Raw genomic sequence first — 16,676 nt, forward strand, 5'->3', positions numbered from 1 at the left:
GCCGGATCTTCCGGTCCCGGCGGACTTCCGCGCCCAAGGCGGGAAGATCTGCGGTGATGATGCTACTCGACAGTAATTTCTTCGGTTCGACGGGGCGGCTATGGAGGGGATCACATCGCGGAGTCGGCCGGAAGCCGCGGCGTGACGTCGGAGGGATATGTCTGGTGCTCACCTATAGCCCCGTTATGGCTCTTCACAAGACGAAGGACGCGGACGCCCCCGACGCCGACTCGGACGTGTTCGCGTCCGTCCTGAGCGGCCAGGTCCTCCCCAAGCACCGGATGCCCGAAGACCACTCCTCCACCGAGGTCGTCTACCAACTCCTGCGCAACGAACTCCTCTTGGACGGCAACGCCGCGCAGAACCTGGCCACCTTCTGCACCACCTGGTCCGACGACGGCGTCCACCGCCTGATGAACGACTGCCTCGACAAGAACATGATCGACAAGGACGAGTACCCGCAGACCGCCGAGATCGAGGCCCGCTGCGTCAACATCCTGGCCGACCTGTGGAACGCCCCCGCCGGCACCACCGCGACCGGCTGCTCCACCACCGGCTCCAGCGAGGCCGCCATGCTCGGCGGACTCGCCCTCAAATGGCGCTGGCGAGCCCGCCGCCGGGCCGAGGGCCTCCCCGCGGACCGCCCCAACCTGGTCTGCGGCCCGGTCCAGGTCTGCTGGGAGAAGTTCGCCCGCTACTTCGACGTGGAACTGCGCCAGGTCCCCCTCGAACCGGGCGCCACCGGCCTGCGGCCCCACCAGCTCGCCGCGCACGTCGACGAGAACACCATCGGCGTCGTCGCCATCCTCGGCGTCACCTACACCTGCGACTACGAGCCCGTCGCCGAGATCGCCGCCGCACTCGACCGCATCCAGGCCGAGCACGGCTGGGACGTCCCCGTCCACGTGGACGCGGCGAGCGGCGGCTTCATCGCACCCTTCCTCCACCCCGACGTGGTCTGGGACTTCCGGCTTCCGCGCGTCGCCTCCGTCAACACCTCGGGTCACAAGTACGGCCTCGCGCCGCTGGGCGTCGGCTGGATCGTCTGGCGCACCGCCGACCTGCTCCCCGCGGACCTCGTCTTCGACGTGGACTACCTCGGCGGCGACATGCCGACCTTCGCCCTCAACTTCTCCCGCCCCGGCGGCGAAGTCGTCGCCCAGTACTACCTGTTCCTGCGCCTGGGCCGGGCCGGCTACCGCCGGGTGCAGCAAGCCTGCGCCGACACCGCCCAGTACCTGGCCGCCGAGATCGCCGGGATGGGCCCGTTCACCCTCCTCTACGACGGCCGCGGCGCCCTGCCCGCCGTCTCCTACACCCTCACCGACCCGGCCGGTGCGGGCTTCAGCCTCTACGACCTCTCCGACCGGCTGCGGATGCGCGGCTGGCAGGTGCCCTCGTACCCGCTGCCCGCCGACCGGGACGACACCGTCATCCAGCGGGTGCTCGTCCGGCACGGAGTGACCCGCGATCAGATCGCCCTGCTCGTCGACGACCTGCGCCGGGCCGTCGAGCACCTGGAGACCGCGCCCCCGCCCGCCGCGGCCGTCGAGCCGCGCTCCGGCTTCCATCACTGAGCCGGCTTCGCCGACCAGCGCATGCCGAGGGCGGTCAGGGCGGCCACCCGCTCCGGTGTGAGCGAGGCCGCGCGGGAACGCTGGTTGGCGATCCAGGCACCCAGCCGGTACTCCTGGTCCCCGTACCGCTCCACGTGCGTACGGGGCACCCGCAGGTGCTTCTCGCGCAGGCGGAACTGCTCGGCCGCCTCCAAGTGCTCCGCCCACGCCCGCGCGTGGCTGCGGCGCGGCCGCGGCCGCTCGGCCTCCGCAGCCCGCGTCACGCCCAGCGCGTGTTCCAGCAGCCAGCGCTGCGCCCACGACAGGCGCTCCCAGTTCAGCCGCTGCGTGCGCACCCAGCCGCCCAGGTCCTCGCCCTGCACCACCACCTCGCCGGGGGCGAGCGGGAGGCGGCCGCCCGCGTCCAGGTGGACCCGGGTCAGGTGGAAGGCGCGCTGCCAGGAGATCTCCCAGGCGGGGCACCAGGAGGCGTCCACCGCCTCCAGGGCCTCCCGGCGTTCCTGCGACAGCGCCCCGGGCCCCTCGCGGCGGGCCGCCGCCCGCTGGTTCTTCACCCAGATCCCGACCGGCGCGCCCCGCCACGTGGCGTCCGCCGGCGGCAGCAGGTGGCCGTGCTCCGCCGCCCAGCCGCGGGCCGCCGCCAGGCCCTCCTCGAAGGCCACGTCGAAGTGGCTCCACACCATGCCGAGTGCGTCGAGCGCCGCCACCCGCTCCCGGCCGAGCGCTCCGCGCCGGTAGGTGCGCCGGACGTCCGCGATCCACTGGCCGAGCGGGAACCGGGCCAGCCCCGCGGGCCACGCCCCGCCCTCCGCCGGCACCTTGAAGCCGAACGGCACCTTGAGGTCCCCGGCCGTGGCGGCATAGATCCGGGCGGCCTCGACCCCGCGCCGCCAGTGCGCGTGCTCCGGATGCAGCACGCGCAGCCGTACGAAGGCGGCCAGCTGCGCCGGGTCCCGGGGGGTGGAGAAGCTCAGCAGCCCTTGCGCCCCGGAGCCCGCCCCCGGGGCCGCGGTCCGGCTCGGCGCCTGCGGCTGGGCCAGCGCCTCCACGAGCCGCGAGTCGTGCGCACGCAGCGCCTCCAGCAGCCGCGCGAGGTCCCCGTACGCCCGCGAGGTGAGCATCGCCTCCGGTGTCTCACCCGGTTCCAGCAGGACGGGGACCACCAGGGAGGCGACCTTCCCCTCCCCGGGCCGGATCCGCAGCGCCCGCCCGACGGCCTGGACCAGGTCGGGCATGGATCCCCGTACGTCGGCCCAGTAGACGGAGTCGCACTCCTTGGTGTCGACGCCCTCGCCGAGCACCCGCACACTGCCGAGGAACGCCTTCTCCGCCACCCGGCCGTCCGCGAACGCGCCCAGCACCTGCCGCCGGTGGGCGGCGGAGTGCTGCCCCGAGAGCCAGTCCGCCCACACCGTGCGCGGATACGCCGGCTGCGAGCTGCTGTCGCGGTCGCCGGCGTCGGCGCTGAGCCGCAGCCGCTCCGCCACGGCCGGGAGCCCGGCCGCGAAGGCCTCCGCCTCCCTGGTCAGGTGGTGGAAGACGAGCGTGCGCCGGAACCCCTCCTGGGCCGCCGCCTTGACCAGCGCTGTCTGCAGGGCCGCCAGCCGGGCCCCGCGCACCGCGTCGGAGCGGCCGTCGCGGCCCAGCAGCACGGCCGCCCGGAACTGCGGATCGGTGACGTCCACGCACACCACGCGGTAGGGGGCGCAGATCCCGCGGTCGATGGCCTCCGAGAGGGTGAGCGTGTAGCAGCGCGCGCCGAACGGCCCCCGCGGATCGTCCTCCATGGACGCCACCAGCTCGCCGCGCCCTCGAACACCGCCCGCACCGCCCGCACCGCCGACACCGCGGGCACCGCCGGCACCGCCCGCACTGCCCGTACCGGCCGCGCCGCCTTGCCCGCCCGCCGGCCCCGCAGCCTCCTCGCCGTCCTGCCAGACGCGCGGCGTGGCCGTCAGGTAGAGCCGCCGCAGGGCGGGGATCCGCGCGTTGTCGTGCACCACGGCCCACGGTTTGCCGATCCGCCCCGAGGTCCGGTGCGCCTCGTCGACCACGATCAGGTCCCAGCCCGGGAGCCCGGCGAGATGGGCGCGCTCGATGGTGCCCAGGCCCAGCGAGGCGTACGTGGCGAACACCGTCACCCGGTCCGCGGAAGGCCCGCCCCAGCGGGCCAGTTCGGCCGGATCGGTGGTGGTCGCCACGCCCGCGTCCTCGGGGCGCAGGGAGCACACGGCCAGCGACCGCCCCGTGCGGCCGCCCTCCCGCCAGGCGGCGGCGGTCTGCACGAGCAGGTCCAGCGAGGGCACCAGCACCAGCACCCGTCCCGCCCGCAGCTCCTCCGCCGCACCGACGGCGACCAGGGACTTCCCCGAACCGGTGGCCATGATCACCTGGGTCCGCAGCCCGCGCTCGGGCACCCGGCCCCCGGGGGGCACCTCCAGCGCCCGCACGACTGCGTCGACGGCCTCGCGCTGGTGCGGACGGAGGTCCTTCTTCGCCATGTGTCCCGCTCCACCCGTGTGATCTGCCGGTTCCGCTCCAGCTACTATCCTGCCCCCCTTTTGACGCACCTTGGGCCCACCACCGCGGAACGCGCGTGTCACATCCGTCGCGGCCGCCCTGTCCCATGGGCGTGAACCCGTTCTTGATCGACTGGCGTCCGAATGCGACGGTGGGGCCCATGACCGACACGTTCGAGGAGAACCGCCGACTGCTCTTCGGCACCGCCTACCGGATGCTCGGCAGCGTCGCCGACGCCGAGGACATCGTGCAGGACGCCTGGCTCGCCTGGAACCGGACGGACCGGACGGCCGTCGCGCACCCCCAGGCCTATCTGGTGCGCACGGTCACCAACCTCAGCCTGAACCGGCTGACCTCGGCCCGGGCCGTCCGCGAGGCGTACGTCGGCCCGTGGCTCCCCGAGCCCCTCCTGACCTCGCCGGACGTCGCCGAGGAGGCCGAACTGGCCGACACCGTCTCGATGGCCGTCCTGGTCGTGCTGGAGACCCTGACCCCGGTCGAACGCGCGGTGTTCCTGCTCCGCGAGGTGTTCGGGTACGCGTACGCGGAGATCGCCGAGGTGGTCGGGAAATCGGAGGCCGCGGTCCGCCAGTCCGCGCACCGGGCCCGCGAGCACGTACGGGCCCGCCGTCCCCGGTTCACCGCGGACGCCTCCGAACAGCGTGAGATCGCCGAGAAGTTCCTCGCGGCCTGCGCGGGCGGGGACCTGGGCGAGGTGCTCGCGCTCCTCGCCCCCGACGTCGTCTCCTGGTCCGACGGCGGCGGCGTCGTCTCGGCCGCCCGCCGCCCCCTGCAGGGACCCGACCGCGTCGCCCGCTGGCTGCTGGGCGTCCTGGCCAAACCCGATGTCCGGGGGATGGAGATGCGCATCACCGAGATCAACGGCGAGCCCGGACTGCTGCTGGTCCTCGGCGGAGCGCACATCGGCGCGGTCACCTTCGAGGCGGCCGGAGGCCGGATCACCGCGCTGCGCTTCGTCGTCAACCCGCAGAAGCTGCGCGGCGTCCAGCCCTGAACCGCACCCGCGGGCGGACTACTTGCCTCCGAAGTACCACCCCGCGGCGGGCTACTTGGCCCCGAAGTTCTGCGTCCACCAGGGACCGCCCGCACCCTGGTGGATGCCGACGCCGATGTCCTTGAAGGAGCAGTTGAGGATGTTCGCGCGGTGGCCGGGGCTCTTCATCCAGGCGTCCATCACCGACTGGGCCGTCTGCTGGCCCTTCGCGATGTTCTCCCCGTACGTCGACCAGCGGTATCCGGCCGCGGTGGTCCGCTGGCCGGGGTCCGTTCCCTCGGGGCTGGTGTGCGAGAAGAAGTCCCGCTTCGCCATGTCGTCGGAGTGCCCCTGGGCGGCCGCCCGCAGCTGCGGGTCCTCCTTCAGCGGACCGCAGCCGGCCGCCGCCCGCTCGGAGTTGACCAGGGCCAGGACCTGGCCCGCCATGCCCGGCGGGGCGGGGGCTGGCGCCGGGGGCTTGGGGGCCGGGGAGCTGCTGCGGCTCGGCGCCGGGGTCGGGCTCGCGGCCGGGGTCGGCGAGGCCGAGGCGGACGGCGAGGGGGACGCGGAGGGCGAGGCCGGGGCGGAGACGGACGGCGAGGGCGGCTCCGAGGGGAGCGCGGACTCGGAGGCCGACAGCGCGGCCAGCGGGGCCGGGGCGGCGGTGTCGCCGGTCTTGGCGCCCTCGGAACCGGGGAGCGTGCCGAGGTACACGAGGCCGCCGCCGGCGACGCAGGCGGCGAGCACCGCTCCGCCTATCACCCGGCGGCGGTTCTGCCTGCGCCGGCGCGACGCGCCCCGGCCGCCGCCCGCCGTGGCCACCTCCGGGGCGAGGTGCGCCTGGGCCGCCGTGTCGGCGAAGCCCGCGTCGGCGAAGCCCGGGCCCGTGCCCGCACCGTCGGCGAAGGCCGCGGGGTCGAAGTCGTCCGGGCCGGCCGCGCGCACCCCTGCCAGCAGGGCCGCGGAGACGGGCACCAGGGCCAGCCCGGCCAGCAGTCCCTCCGCCGGCACCAGGCCGCTCCACAGGCCGGAGCAGCGTACGCACTCCCGCGCATGGCGGGCTATTCGCTTGCGCCACAACGCCGAGGGCCGGCCGTCCCAGCCCGCCACCAGCGTCCGCAGTTCCTCGCACCCCGGCTGGGCGTCCATGGCGCGCTCCACCACCCGGGCGGCCTCCAGCTGCGCCTTCATCCGCTGCACCCGTACGGCCGTGTGCTGCGGGGACAACTCCAGCGCGGTGGCCACCTCCGCCCGGGTGAGCTCGCCGGCGCACTCCAGCCACCACAAAGACAGCAGCGCCCGGTCGTCGGGCTCCAGCCAGCGCGTGGCGCGGGCCGTCTCGCGCCGCTGCCCCGCCAGGTTGAGGCGCACGACCGTCAGGTCGACGAAGTCGGCCCCCGGGTCGGCGACCTCGCCGGCCTCCTCCAGGGTGCTCTCGCCGTAACCGCTCTGCCGGGCCTGCCAGTACGCCCGTACGCGGTTCATCGCGATCGCGACCAGCCAGGAGCGGAAGCTCTCGTCCGCGCGCAGGGCGCCCAGCCCGTCGAGGGCCCGCAGCATGGTGTCCTGCACCACGTCGTCCACGTCGCAGGACCCGTTCAGGGCCCGGCCGACGATGTTGTAGACGAGCGGCAGATGGGTGCCGACGAGCTCGTCCTGCGCGCGGGGATCGCCCGAGCGGGCCGCTGCCACCAGCGCTGCCGTGTGCTGAGTGCTCATGTGATGTTCCCTGTCCGTACCGGCGGTCGATGATGCCCAATGCCTGGGAGACCGTCGAGAGGGGCCTCGATAACACTTATCCGGAAGTTGATGTCCCGGCATCCGCTGCGGGCGGCAGGGGTAGCGCCGCGCCGAGGCGTCGGTCCGGGCGAGCCGCCGCAGCGCAGCCAGCATCGCATCCCCCCGTACGGTGCCGACCACCACCCACTCCACCATGTCCTCCCGTTGCGTCCGGCGCGCGACGAAGACCAGGTCGGTGGCGGCGAACTCGCCCAGATGGACCAAGCAGTCCCCCTGCCGCGGCGCCTCGACCGCGCGGCAGGGGCGCCGCGGCGGACAACGCGCCCCGAGCCGCCGCGCGCTGAGAGACGGGGGCGCGGGCTCCGCTCACAGCAGCGGAGCCAGCGCCTCCGTCGCCGCGCGCAGGGCGGGCGCGCACGCCTCGATCTCCTCGCGGGAGACCAGGAAGGTGACGGTGGTGACGCTGACCCCGCCGACCGGCCGGCCGTCCGGGCCGAGGACCGCGGCGCCGATGCAGCGGATGGTCGCCTCGTTCTCCTCGTCGTCCAGCGCGAAGCCCCGTGCACGGATCTCGGCCAGCTGCGCGTACAGCGCCCGCGTGCTCGTGACCGTCCGCGGTGTCCGGGGCGGCAGCCCGGTGGTGGCGATCAGCTCCCGCACCTCCTCCTCGGGCAGGTGGGCCAGGATGCTCTTGCCGATCGCGGTGGTGTGCAGCGGCATGCGCATGCCGACCCGGGAGGCCGTCCGGAAGGGCTGCTCGCCCTCCAGCTTCCGGATGTAGGTGATCGACTCCCCGCTGTGCAGGGCGAGATGGACCGTCTGTCCGCCTGCGGCCCGCCGCAGCTCGTCCAGGATCCGCCCGATGCTCGCCGGCTCCCCGCCGCTGACCAGGGCGGACAGCCCGCGCAGCCGCGGTCCCACCGCGTACCGGCCGTCGTCTTCCCGGCGTACGAAGCCCTGCTCGGCCAGCGAGGCGAGGATCCGGAAGGTGCTGGACTTGGGCACGGAGGCCGCCGCCGTCACCTCGGCGAGCCGGTGCGGTCCGCCCGGCGCGGCCACCGCCTCCAGGATGCGCAGGGACTTCTCCAGCGACGACCCCGCGGCGGAGGCCCGCCCTGCGCGCGGTGCACCGCCGTCCCCGGGCTCCCGGGTCCGCTCCGTTGACACGACAACTCCCGGACTGTGTAGGGTCTAGACCACGGCGTTCCGCCCCACCATACGCCGTTCCGCTACGTGGAACGAACGGAGGGTCGCTTGTCCTGCCACCCGTACGCGGTGATAGCCGCCCAGCGCCTGCTGCCGGTGCTGCGCAGCGCCGGCGCCGACGAGGCCGTCCGGCAGACCGCCGCCCTGCTCGCCGCCGGGTGCCGCGCCGTCGAGCTGACCACCTCCACCCCCGGCTGGGCTGCCGCCGTCACCAGCACCGCCCGGCTCACCGACGCGCGCCGCCACCCCGCCCTCGTCGGCGTCGGCACCGTGACCACCGCCGAGCAGGCGCGGACCGCCCTGGACGCGGGGGCCGGCTTCCTGATCTCCCCTCACCCGGCCCCGGAGGTGCGCGCCGTCGCCGCGCGCCGCGGAGCCGTGTTCATCGAGGGCGGGTTCAGCCCGGGCGAGATCGCCTCCGCCGTCAGGGCCGGGGGCGCCGCCAAGGTCTTTCCCGCCCACGTGGGCGGTCCGGGCTTCATCCGCTCCCTCAAGGCCGTCCTTCCCGAGGGGCTGATCATCCCGACCGGGGGCATCCGGCCCGACGAGGTCCCGCAGTGGCTGGCCGCCGGGGCGGCCGCCGTCGGGATCGGCAGCGGGCTGCCCGGCGACCCGGCCGAACTCGCCGCCGTGTTCGCCGCACTGGCCGGTCCGTGCTGCGGTCGCGGCGACTGCACCGACCGGGAACCCCGGCCGTGACGGCGCGGGACATGAGCGGCCGGGGCGTGGGCGCGCAGTCCGCGACCGCGCGGTCGGTGAGGGGTCGGTCCGGGACCGCGCCGGCCGGGACCGCGTCGACGGGGACCGCGTCGACGGGGACCGCGCCGGCCGGGTCCGCGCCGGCCGTGGCCGCTCGGGACGGCGCGCCGTACGACGTCCTCGTGCTCGGTGAGGTGCTCGTCGAGATCCACGCGGGAGCCCCGCTGAACGAGGTCGCCGACGGCACCCCGGCCCGCATCTCCTACTCCGGGGACGCGCTGAACGCGGCGGCTGCCGCTGCCGCCGCGGGCGCCCGGACCGCCCTGCTCGCCGTCGTCGGCGACGACGAGCTCAGCACCCCGCTGCTGCGGCGCGCGGCCGAACTGGGCGTGGACGTCTCCCACGTACGCCCCGCCCCGCGGCCCAACGGCGCCTACCTGCTGTCCGCCGACACCGACGGCGACCGGGAGTTCGTGTACTGGCGCGCCCGCAGCGCCGGTTCCACGCTCGCACCCGCCCACGTCGAGTCCTGGCGCGGCCTGCTCACCGCCTCCACCGCGCTGATCACCAGCGGCATCACGGGCGCCCTGTCGCCGAGCAGCCGCGACGCGGTGCTGGCCGCCGCGCACCTGGTGCACGGCGCCGGCGGGCACCTCTCGTACGATCCCAACTTCCGCCCCCGGCTGACGGACCGCGGCCGGGCCCGGGACCTGCTCGCCCGGATTGCCCCGCTGACCGGGCTGCTCAAGACCTCCTGCCCGGCGGACGCCCTCGCGCTGGTGGACACCGACGACCCGGCCACCGCCGCCGCCCGCTGCCGCGCGCTGGGTGCCCGTGCGGTCGTCGTCACCGCGGGCGCCGGGCAGCTGCTGCTGGACGACGGCGCGGGCGCCCGGTACCAGCCGGTGCCCGTGAATCCGGCTCCGGCCGACGCGACCGGCGCGGGCGACTGCTTCACCGGGACCGCGACCGCCCGGCTGGCCCTCGGCGACGGGCTCGCGCAGGCGGTGACCTATGCCGCGGCGGCCGCCTCCCTGTCCGTGTCCGGCCGCGGGGGCACCGGGCGCGTCCCCGCCTTCGCGGAGACGGCGGCGCTGGCGGCGCGCTGCCGCCGGATCACAGGGCGTTGAGGACCGCGACCTCCTCGGCGGTCAGGCGCAGGGACCCGGCGGCGATGTTCTCCACGAGGTGGTCCGGGTTCCCCGTGCCCGGGATCGCCAGGACGTGCGGGCCGCGGCTCAGCGTCCACGCCAGGCGCAGCTGGGCCGCCGACACCCCGTGGGCCTCGGCCAGGGCGCGCACCTCGGGGCTGTCCTCGGCGGTCGCCCCCGCCTCCTTGCCGGCGCCGGCGATCGCGAAGAACGGTACGAAGGCGATGCCCTGCTGCCCGCACGCGTCCAGGAAGGCGTGGTCTTCGGCCGGGGACCCGATGCCGTACGGGTTCTGCACGCACACCACCGGCGCAATGGCGAGGGCCTCCGCGAGGTGGTCGGGGCGGGCGTTGGAGATGCCCAGGTGCCGGATCAGGCCGGCCGTGCGGAGCTCGGCGAGCGCCCCGAAGTGCTCGGCGACCGACCCGGTCGTCTCCCGGCGGGGGACGCGCAGGTTGACCACGTCGAGGTGGTCCCGGCCCAGCTGGCGGAGGTTCTCCTCCACCTGCCCCCGCAACTGCCCGGGCTCGGCCCACCACCACTGCCCGGCGGCGTCGCGGCCCGGCCCGACCTTGGTGGTGATCACGAGGTCGTCGCCGTACGGGGCCAGGGCCCGGTTGATCAGCTCGTTGGCGGAGCGCAGCGGGGAGAAGTAGAAGGCGGCGGTGTCGATGTGGTTCACGCCGAGCTCCACGGCGCGGCGGAGCACTCCGGTCACCCGCTCGCGGTCGCTGGGGGAGCCGTCCGCGAGGTGGGTGAGCCGCATGGCGCCGAAGCCGAGCCGGTTCACGGTCAGGTCGCCCAGCCGCCAGGTTCCGGCCGTGGCCGCAGTGATCGTTTCTGTCATGCGCAGACCGTAGCGGGCTCGTCGACCCATCCGGCGGCCAGGACCAGCCGGGAGGTGCGGTGCACGGCCAGGAAGCCGAAGGGCCGGTCGAAGCGGACCTCTGCCCGGCGGACCCGGTACCTCATGCGCGGCGGGGCGCACCCTGCCGCCGCCGCGACGGCGGTGACGGCCGCGGCCTCGAAACCCTCGGCGCCGAAGCGGGCGATGGCCGTCTGCCGGGCCGATCCGACGGCCAGCGGGTCGGCGCTGACACCGGGGAAGTGGCCGTGGCTCGCGTCGCATGCGGTTTCCAGCCCGAACAGCCGTGCCTGGGCCAGGAGGTCGTGCTCCGCACGGACGTCGAACGCGACGGTCCAGACAGTCAGCCGGGGGTGGGGGGAGGCGGCCGGCACGGTGGCGACGGACAGCCCCGGACCGGGGTTCCCCTCGGGGAGCAGGTCGGCGCCCGTGGACGGGAGGGCCCTGGTGACGGCGTCGATCGCGGCGGCGAGGGTCTGGCCGGCCGGCGCCCCGGGCTCGCCCAGCACGAGGTGGACGTCGACCCCGGTGTTTCCGACCACCTCCAGCAGGGTGACCGGACCGGCCGGGCCGTGCGCCACCCGGACCCGGTCGAGGAGGGAGGTGCTGCGGACCAGCAGGGGCAGGAGCCGATCGGCCCACGGTCCCTCGTCGACGCCGCCGGGTATCTCTCGGAACGGACGGATCCACTTCAGCCGCAGCGCGAGCGCGGAGGCCAGGACGAGCCGGGTGTCCTCCTGGAGGGTCACCGGCATGCGCTCGATCAGGCCGCCGGTGCGCTCCGACGCCCACGCGTCCAGGACCTTGGCGTCGGCCCCCGCGTCACCCTTCAGCGTCCCCCGGGCCCCGGCCGGCAGCTTCGCCGACCAGGCCTCCTGCAGCGGGAGGTCGTCCCGGGCCCAGAGCCCGGTCGCCGCCCGAAGGCCTCGTACCCCCGCCAGCACGTCCAGCAACTCCCGTGCGGCTGCGGCCGCGGCCCCTGCGGGTACGCCCAGTGCCTGCGCCAGTTCCCCGCGGGCAGCGCCGTCGGCGCCGTCCGCCAGCAGGGCGAGCAGCGGCCAGACCCCGGCCGCGGTGAACACCGTGCCTCGGTCCCGGGAAGGGTCCCCGGCGGGGGGTTGCACGGCAGCCCAGCGCCGGGAGAGGCGGTTGACCGCCCGTACCGTCGAGTTCGTCATGCGCGGGAGCGTACGGGGTGGGACGCCGCCGGGCCGGATCATTTTCCGCGGCCCGGCGGCGCCGGTCGGTGGCCCCGCGGACCGGTTCAGCGGCCGCGCAGGCCCGAGTCCACGGCCGTCATCAGCTCGCCGTCGGCGGTGTCCGCGTCGAGCGACCAGAACATGGCGCCGCCGAGGCCGTGTTCGCGGATGTAGCCGGCCTTGGTGCGCAGCACCTGCGGGTCGTCGTACGTCCACAGGGTGGTGCCGTCGAAGAGCCAGGCGTGCCCGCCGCGCCGGTCCCGGTGGACCCGGTAGGTCCCGGAACCGGCCAGCTCCTTCAGCGCCTTGTAGTCCTCGTACCCGGCAGCCCAGGTGGCCGGCGCCGGTCCGGCAGCGGGCTGTCCCATGCCGTCCCCGCCGCCGCTGACGCCCGTCCAGCCCTGTCCGTAGAAGGGCATGCCCATCACCAGTTTGTGCGCGGGCGCGCCGCGCCGCCGCCAGGCGTCGACCGTGCCGTCCACGCTGAAGTCGCCCCGGGCGTAGAGCGCGGACTGCTGGGCCGTCGTGGATTCACCGGAGACGTGGAAGTCGTAGCCCTGGAGGGTCACGAAGTCGAGGTCGCGCATGATCCGGCGGACGTCGAAGCCCGCGTCGATCTTGGCGGGTGCGGTCGGGACGAAGGCCGTCAGCTCGTACGGGGACTTCCTCCCCTGGCCGCGCGCGTACGCGTCGAGCTGCGTGCGGAACTCCTTGACCAGCTCGGCGAAGTTGCGCTTGTCCTCGGGCCGGAACTTCGTGTCCGTGTCACCCGCGGAGCCCGGCCACTCCCAGTCGAGGTCGATGCCGTCGAACACCCCGGCAGCCGCGCCCGCGCCACCGCGGGTACCGTCCTGCGGCAGGTTGCCCTTGATGTAGAGGTCGATGCACGACTCGACGAACGCCTTGCGGGAGGCGGGGGTCAGCGCGGCGTCCGAGAAGTGCGTGGACCAGCTCCAACCGCCCAGCGAAATCAGCACCTTGAGGCCCGGGTGCTTCGCCTTGAGCTCGCGGAGCTGGTTGAAGTTGCCGGCGAGCGGCTGCTCCCGGGTGTCGGCGACGCCGTCCACGGAGTCCTCGGCCCCGAGCGGGCGGACGTAGTCGGCCCAGGCGTCGGCCTCGCCGGGCACGTTCCCGGTGAAGCACGTGCCCTCGGCGCTGACGTTGCCGAAGGCGTAGTTGATGTGGGTCAGCTTGCCCGCCGAGCCGTTCTTCTCCAGGTCCTGGACCTGGAAGTCCCGTCCGTAGACGCCCCATTGGGTGAAGTAGCCGACCTTCTTGTACGAGCGGTGGTGGCCGCCCGCCGCTTCGTCCTGCGAGGCCCCGGCGGCGGGTGCGAAGGCGGTCAGCAGGGAGAGGGAACAGGCGGCGACGGCCAGCCTGCCGAGCATGCTGCGGCGCATGGGCTTCCTTTGCGGATGCGGGAGCGGGGCGTGAGCGCGTGCGCGGTGCATGCCGGAAACTATTGGTCTGGACCAGGGTGGTCAAGGGGGTGGCGAAAACTCGCGCGCCGGAGGGCGGCCCGGGGAGTGCCACAGGAGTGCCGCAGGACATCCGCGGAGAGCTGCGGGAGGGCTGGAGGCGAGCCGTGGGAAGGCTGGGGGTGAGCTGGAGGCGAGCTACGGGAGAGCTGGGGGTGGGCTGGAGGACAGCTACGGGAGAGCTGGGGAGGGCTGGAGGCGAGCTACGGGACGGCTGGCGGAGTGCTAGGAAAGGCTCCATTGGCCCACGTCGTCGGCCAGGCCGCCGTTCAGGGCGAACTGGACGGCCGCGGCCACGGCGTCCTGCGGGAGCCGGAAGGTGACGAAGCCCTCGGCCGAGCCGCCGGGGTCCAGGGTGACGGTGTCGGGGAAGGAGGCCCCGGCCGCCGTCGGGTTGTTGAGGCCGGAGAACCGCTTCCCGGCGGTGTCCAGCAGGTGGGCGGCCGGTGCGGGGGAGTCCTTGTAGACAGCGGTCCCGGTGTTCTCCAGGCGGAACCGGACGGCCAGCAGCCGGGTCGAGGCGTCGGGCGCCGGGCCCTGCGGATCGGCCGGGGTCGCGGGGTCCACCACCCGGACCAGGGTGACGTCGAGCCGCTGACCCGGCTCGTTCCCGGCGAGGGAGACGGTCTCGTCTCCCGGCCCGCCCGGGGCGGCACCCAGCAGCGCCGGGCCGAGGAGCGCGAGCGCGGCCAGCGCCCCGCGCAGGCGGCGCCGGGGCATGGGGGTGCCTGCCGGTCCACCGATCACCCTCTCCACGATCCTCCCCGCTCGAGGCTCCCGCCACCCGGGAATTCGGTGGATCGCCGGGCCGCGCCGTGACAGGGTCGGTTCCAGCCAAGGGGCGTAGCTCAGCCGGCCAGAGCAACGGTCTCCAAAACCGTCGGTCGCAGGTTCGAATCCTGCCGCCCCTGCCACCCGCGCGCGCCGCGTACGCGGCGCTGCGTCGGGCCGGATCCCCCGCGTGGGTCCGGCCCGACGGCACGTCAGGAGATCACCTCTGGCAGACTTGGCCGCGTTACCCAGGCGGTGCAGGACAGGAAACCGGTGCGATTCCGGTGCGGTCCCGCCACTGTGACCGGCCTCCCCGCGGGGAGGCCGGGAGTCAGACACTGACGCACCGCCTCCGCTCGCTCTTTCACGTCGACCAGGGGACGCGGATCCCCCGGAGAGGCCTTGCCATGTCGCGTCACCGCGCCCGCGCCGTCCTGCGCGCCCTCACGCCCCTCGCATTCCTGATACCCCTGGCCGCCTGCGCCGGCTCCCCCGCCGAACGGCAGGCCGAGGCCGCGGGGCTGTCGGCCGGGGCGCCCGGCTTCCCGTACACCGTCACCAACTGCGGTGTGAGCAGCACCTACCAGGCCCCGCCGCGGCGAGCCGTGACCATGAACCAGCACGCCACCGAGGTGCTGCTCGCCCTCGGCCTGGAGGACCGGATCGCCGGCACGGCCTACCTCGACGACGCCGTGCTGCCCGCCTACCGGCCCGCCTACGACAAGCTCAAGGTGCTGGCCGAGGAGTACCCCTCCAAGGAGGTCCTGCTCGGCGCCAACCCCGACTTCGTCTACGGCGGCTACTCCAGCGCCTTCGACAAGGGGCAGGGCCGCGACCGCGAAGGGCTGGCCAAGGCCGGTATCGCCACCCGGCTGAACGTGGAGAACTGCGCCGCAGGGCCGGTCGGCATCGACCAGCTCAAGACCGAGATCACCGAGGTGGCACAGACCTTCGGCGTGCCCGAGCGCGGCGCGCAGCTCGTCGAGGACGAGCAGCGGCGCATCGACACGGTGACCGCCAGGGTGAAGGACGAGCCCCGGCCGTCCGTCTTCGTCTACGACTCCGGAGAAGCCTCCGCCTTCACCGCCGGGGGCAGCGGCATCGGCAACCAGATCGTCTCGCTCTCCGGCGGGACGAACGTCTTCGCCGACCTCGAGGACACCTTCGGCGACGTGTCGTGGGAGAAGGTCATCGAGCGCAAGCCCGAGGTCGTCCTCATCTACGACTACGGCAGCACCACCGTCGAAGCCAAGAAGCAGCGCCTGTTGAACGACCCGGCGCTCGCCCAGGTTCCCGCCATCAAGAACCAGCGGTTCGTCGTGCTCCCGCTCTCCTCGGCCGTCCTCGGCGTGCGCGTCGCCGACGCCGTCGAGTCCCTGGGCCGCCAACTGCACCCCGACGCCGCGTGAGGCGGCACCGGACCCCGGCCGTCGTCGTCCTCCTCACCGCCCTGCTGGCGGCGTCCGCCGTGGCAGGGCTGGCCCTGGGGCCGGTCCGGATCGCGCCCGGCCAGGTCCTCGACATCGTGCTCGGCCGCCTGACGGGCGAGGAGCGCACCGGGGCCTTCGCCTCCATCGTGTGGGACGTCCGGATGCCCAGGGTCCTCCTCGGGGCCGTCGTCGGCGCCGGGCTCGCCGTCGCGGGCACCGTGCTCCAGGCCCTCGTACGCAACCAGCTCGCCGACCCGTTCCTGCTCGGAGCCTCGTCCGGGGCCTCCGCGGGGGCCGTCCTCGTGATCGTCTTCGGTGCGGGCGGCGGCGTCGCGGGCATGGCGGGCCTCGCGGGTCTCGCGGGCCGGCTGGGCGTGCCGTTCGCCGCGTTCGCCGGCTCGCTGGGTGCGCTCGTCGCCGTCTACGCGATGGCCCGGCGCGGGGGAGTGATGACCACCGGACGGCTGATCCTCGCCGGGGTCGCCGTCCAGTACGTCCTGTCCGCCCTCACCAGCCTCGTCCTGGTGCTCGCCGCGCACCCCGACCAGGTCCGCTCCGTCCTGTTCTGGACGCTCGGCGGCCTCGGCGGGGCGCGCTGGGAGGAACTGGCCCTGCCCGCCGTCGCACTGCTCGTCGGCACCGTGCTGCTCATCGCCCTCGCCCGGCCGCTCGACCTGCTGCTCGCGGGCGAGGAGGGTGCGCACACCCTCGGCCTGGACACCGGGCGCTTCCGGGCCGCCGTCTTCGTCCTCACCTCGCTCGTCATCGGCGTGCTCGTGGCCTACAGCGGGGCGATCGGGTTCGTCGGCCTGATGATTCCGCACGCCGCCCGGATGGTCGTCGGCGCCGGGCACCGGGCGCTGCTGCCGGTGGCCGCGCTCGGCGGGGCGGTGTTCCTGATGCTGGCCGACCTCGTCGCCCGTACGGCCGCGGCGCCCGAGGAGATCCCGGTCGGCGTGGTCACGGCCCTCGTCGGCGGGCCGTTCTTCCTGTGGATGCTGCGGCGCTCCACTCGGACCGAGGGGATGACCGGATGACCGGGACCG

The 16,676-nt window shown here is 74.6% G+C and carries 13 protein-coding genes, 1 tRNA gene and 1 riboswitch; of the genes, 7 read left to right on the forward strand and 7 right to left on the reverse strand.

What is annotated here, in order from left to right; genetic code table 11:
* The first annotated feature begins 185 nt into the window (after positions 1 to 185).
* On the forward strand, positions 186 to 1,577 hold the full coding sequence (locus AB0D44_RS07615; RefSeq protein WP_362585902.1) for a glutamate decarboxylase: 1,392 nt from the start codon (positions 186 to 188) through the stop codon (positions 1,575 to 1,577).
* Here AB0D44_RS07615 and AB0D44_RS07620 read toward each other — a convergent pair.
* Positions 1,571 to 4,078 carry a Helicase associated domain protein gene (locus tag AB0D44_RS07620; RefSeq protein WP_362585905.1) on the reverse strand — a complete coding sequence of 836 codons (2,508 nt, stop codon included), beginning with the start codon at positions 4,076 to 4,078 and terminating at the stop codon, positions 1,571 to 1,573. The two genes, AB0D44_RS07615 and AB0D44_RS07620, sit on opposite strands and share 7 nt — an antisense overlap.
* A gap of 179 nt (positions 4,079 to 4,257) precedes the next feature.
* Between AB0D44_RS07620 and AB0D44_RS07625 the strand changes: the two genes are divergently transcribed.
* Complete coding sequence (locus AB0D44_RS07625; RefSeq protein ID WP_362585908.1) at positions 4,258 to 5,112, forward strand: RNA polymerase sigma-70 factor; 855 nt, start codon at positions 4,258 to 4,260, stop codon at positions 5,110 to 5,112.
* 51 nt (positions 5,113 to 5,163) lie between these two features.
* Here AB0D44_RS07625 and AB0D44_RS07630 read toward each other — a convergent pair whose 3' ends face one another.
* The gene (locus tag AB0D44_RS07630; RefSeq protein WP_362585911.1) at positions 5,164 to 6,810 is read right to left on the reverse strand and encodes a sigma-70 family RNA polymerase sigma factor; all 1,647 of its coding nucleotides are present in this window, start codon (positions 6,808 to 6,810) and stop codon (positions 5,164 to 5,166) included.
* A gap of 387 nt (positions 6,811 to 7,197) precedes the next feature.
* Positions 7,198 to 7,998, reverse strand: coding sequence for an IclR family transcriptional regulator (locus AB0D44_RS07635; protein WP_362585914.1), 801 nt, complete (start codon positions 7,996 to 7,998; stop codon positions 7,198 to 7,200).
* An 87-nt stretch (positions 7,999 to 8,085) separates the two neighbouring features.
* On the opposite strand from AB0D44_RS07635, the gene AB0D44_RS07640 reads away from it, so the two are divergent.
* Positions 8,086 to 8,736: a bifunctional 4-hydroxy-2-oxoglutarate aldolase/2-dehydro-3-deoxy-phosphogluconate aldolase gene (locus AB0D44_RS07640; RefSeq protein WP_362585917.1), complete on the forward strand. Its 651-nt coding sequence runs from the start codon at positions 8,086 to 8,088 to the stop codon at positions 8,734 to 8,736.
* Positions 8,737 to 8,882: 146 nt separating this feature from the next.
* Positions 8,883 to 9,866, forward strand: a complete 984-nt coding sequence (locus tag AB0D44_RS07645; protein ID WP_362585920.1) for a PfkB family carbohydrate kinase — start codon at positions 8,883 to 8,885, stop codon at positions 9,864 to 9,866.
* Here AB0D44_RS07645 and AB0D44_RS07650 read toward each other — a convergent pair.
* From AB0D44_RS07650 to AB0D44_RS07665, 4 genes are all read right to left on the reverse strand, one after another.
* Positions 9,853 to 10,734 (reverse strand): aldo/keto reductase, encoded by an 882-nt coding sequence (locus tag AB0D44_RS07650; protein WP_362585923.1) that lies wholly within the window; start codon positions 10,732 to 10,734, stop codon positions 9,853 to 9,855. The genes AB0D44_RS07645 and AB0D44_RS07650 overlap by 14 nt on opposite strands.
* Complete coding sequence (locus tag AB0D44_RS07655; RefSeq protein ID WP_362585926.1) at positions 10,731 to 11,930, reverse strand: serpin family protein; 1,200 nt, start codon at positions 11,928 to 11,930, stop codon at positions 10,731 to 10,733. The genes AB0D44_RS07650 and AB0D44_RS07655 overlap by 4 nt, the downstream gene beginning before the upstream one ends.
* An 86-nt stretch (positions 11,931 to 12,016) precedes the next feature.
* Positions 12,017 to 13,351, reverse strand: a complete 1,335-nt coding sequence (locus tag AB0D44_RS07660) for a glycoside hydrolase family 18 protein (protein WP_362585929.1) — start codon at positions 13,349 to 13,351, stop codon at positions 12,017 to 12,019.
* Positions 13,352 to 13,654: 303 nt separating this feature from the next.
* On the reverse strand, positions 13,655 to 14,176 hold the full coding sequence (locus AB0D44_RS07665; RefSeq protein ID WP_362585932.1) for a hypothetical protein: 522 nt from the start codon (positions 14,174 to 14,176) through the stop codon (positions 13,655 to 13,657).
* Positions 14,177 to 14,266: 90 nt separating this feature from the next.
* On the opposite strand from AB0D44_RS07665, the gene AB0D44_RS07670 reads away from it, so the two are divergent.
* The 3 genes from AB0D44_RS07670 to AB0D44_RS07680 all read left to right on the forward strand — a co-directional run bounded on the left by AB0D44_RS07670 (position 14,267) and on the right by AB0D44_RS07680 (position 16,667).
* Positions 14,267 to 14,343: transfer RNA gene (locus AB0D44_RS07670), tRNA-Trp, on the forward strand.
* 82 nt (positions 14,344 to 14,425) lie between these two features.
* A riboswitch (cobalamin riboswitch) is annotated at positions 14,426 to 14,561 on the forward strand.
* Positions 14,562 to 14,607: 46 nt separating this feature from the next.
* Complete coding sequence (locus AB0D44_RS07675) at positions 14,608 to 15,609, forward strand: ABC transporter substrate-binding protein (protein WP_362585934.1); 1,002 nt, start codon at positions 14,608 to 14,610, stop codon at positions 15,607 to 15,609.
* Complete coding sequence (locus tag AB0D44_RS07680; protein ID WP_362585937.1) at positions 15,606 to 16,667, forward strand: iron ABC transporter permease; 1,062 nt, start codon at positions 15,606 to 15,608, stop codon at positions 16,665 to 16,667. The genes AB0D44_RS07675 and AB0D44_RS07680 overlap by 4 nt, the downstream gene beginning before the upstream one ends.
* Positions 16,668 to 16,676 lie beyond the last annotated feature (9 nt).

The sequence above is a fragment of the Streptomyces sp. NPDC048349 genome (assembly GCF_040651925.1).
Lineage (GTDB): Bacteria > Actinomycetota > Actinomycetes > Streptomycetales > Streptomycetaceae > Streptomyces.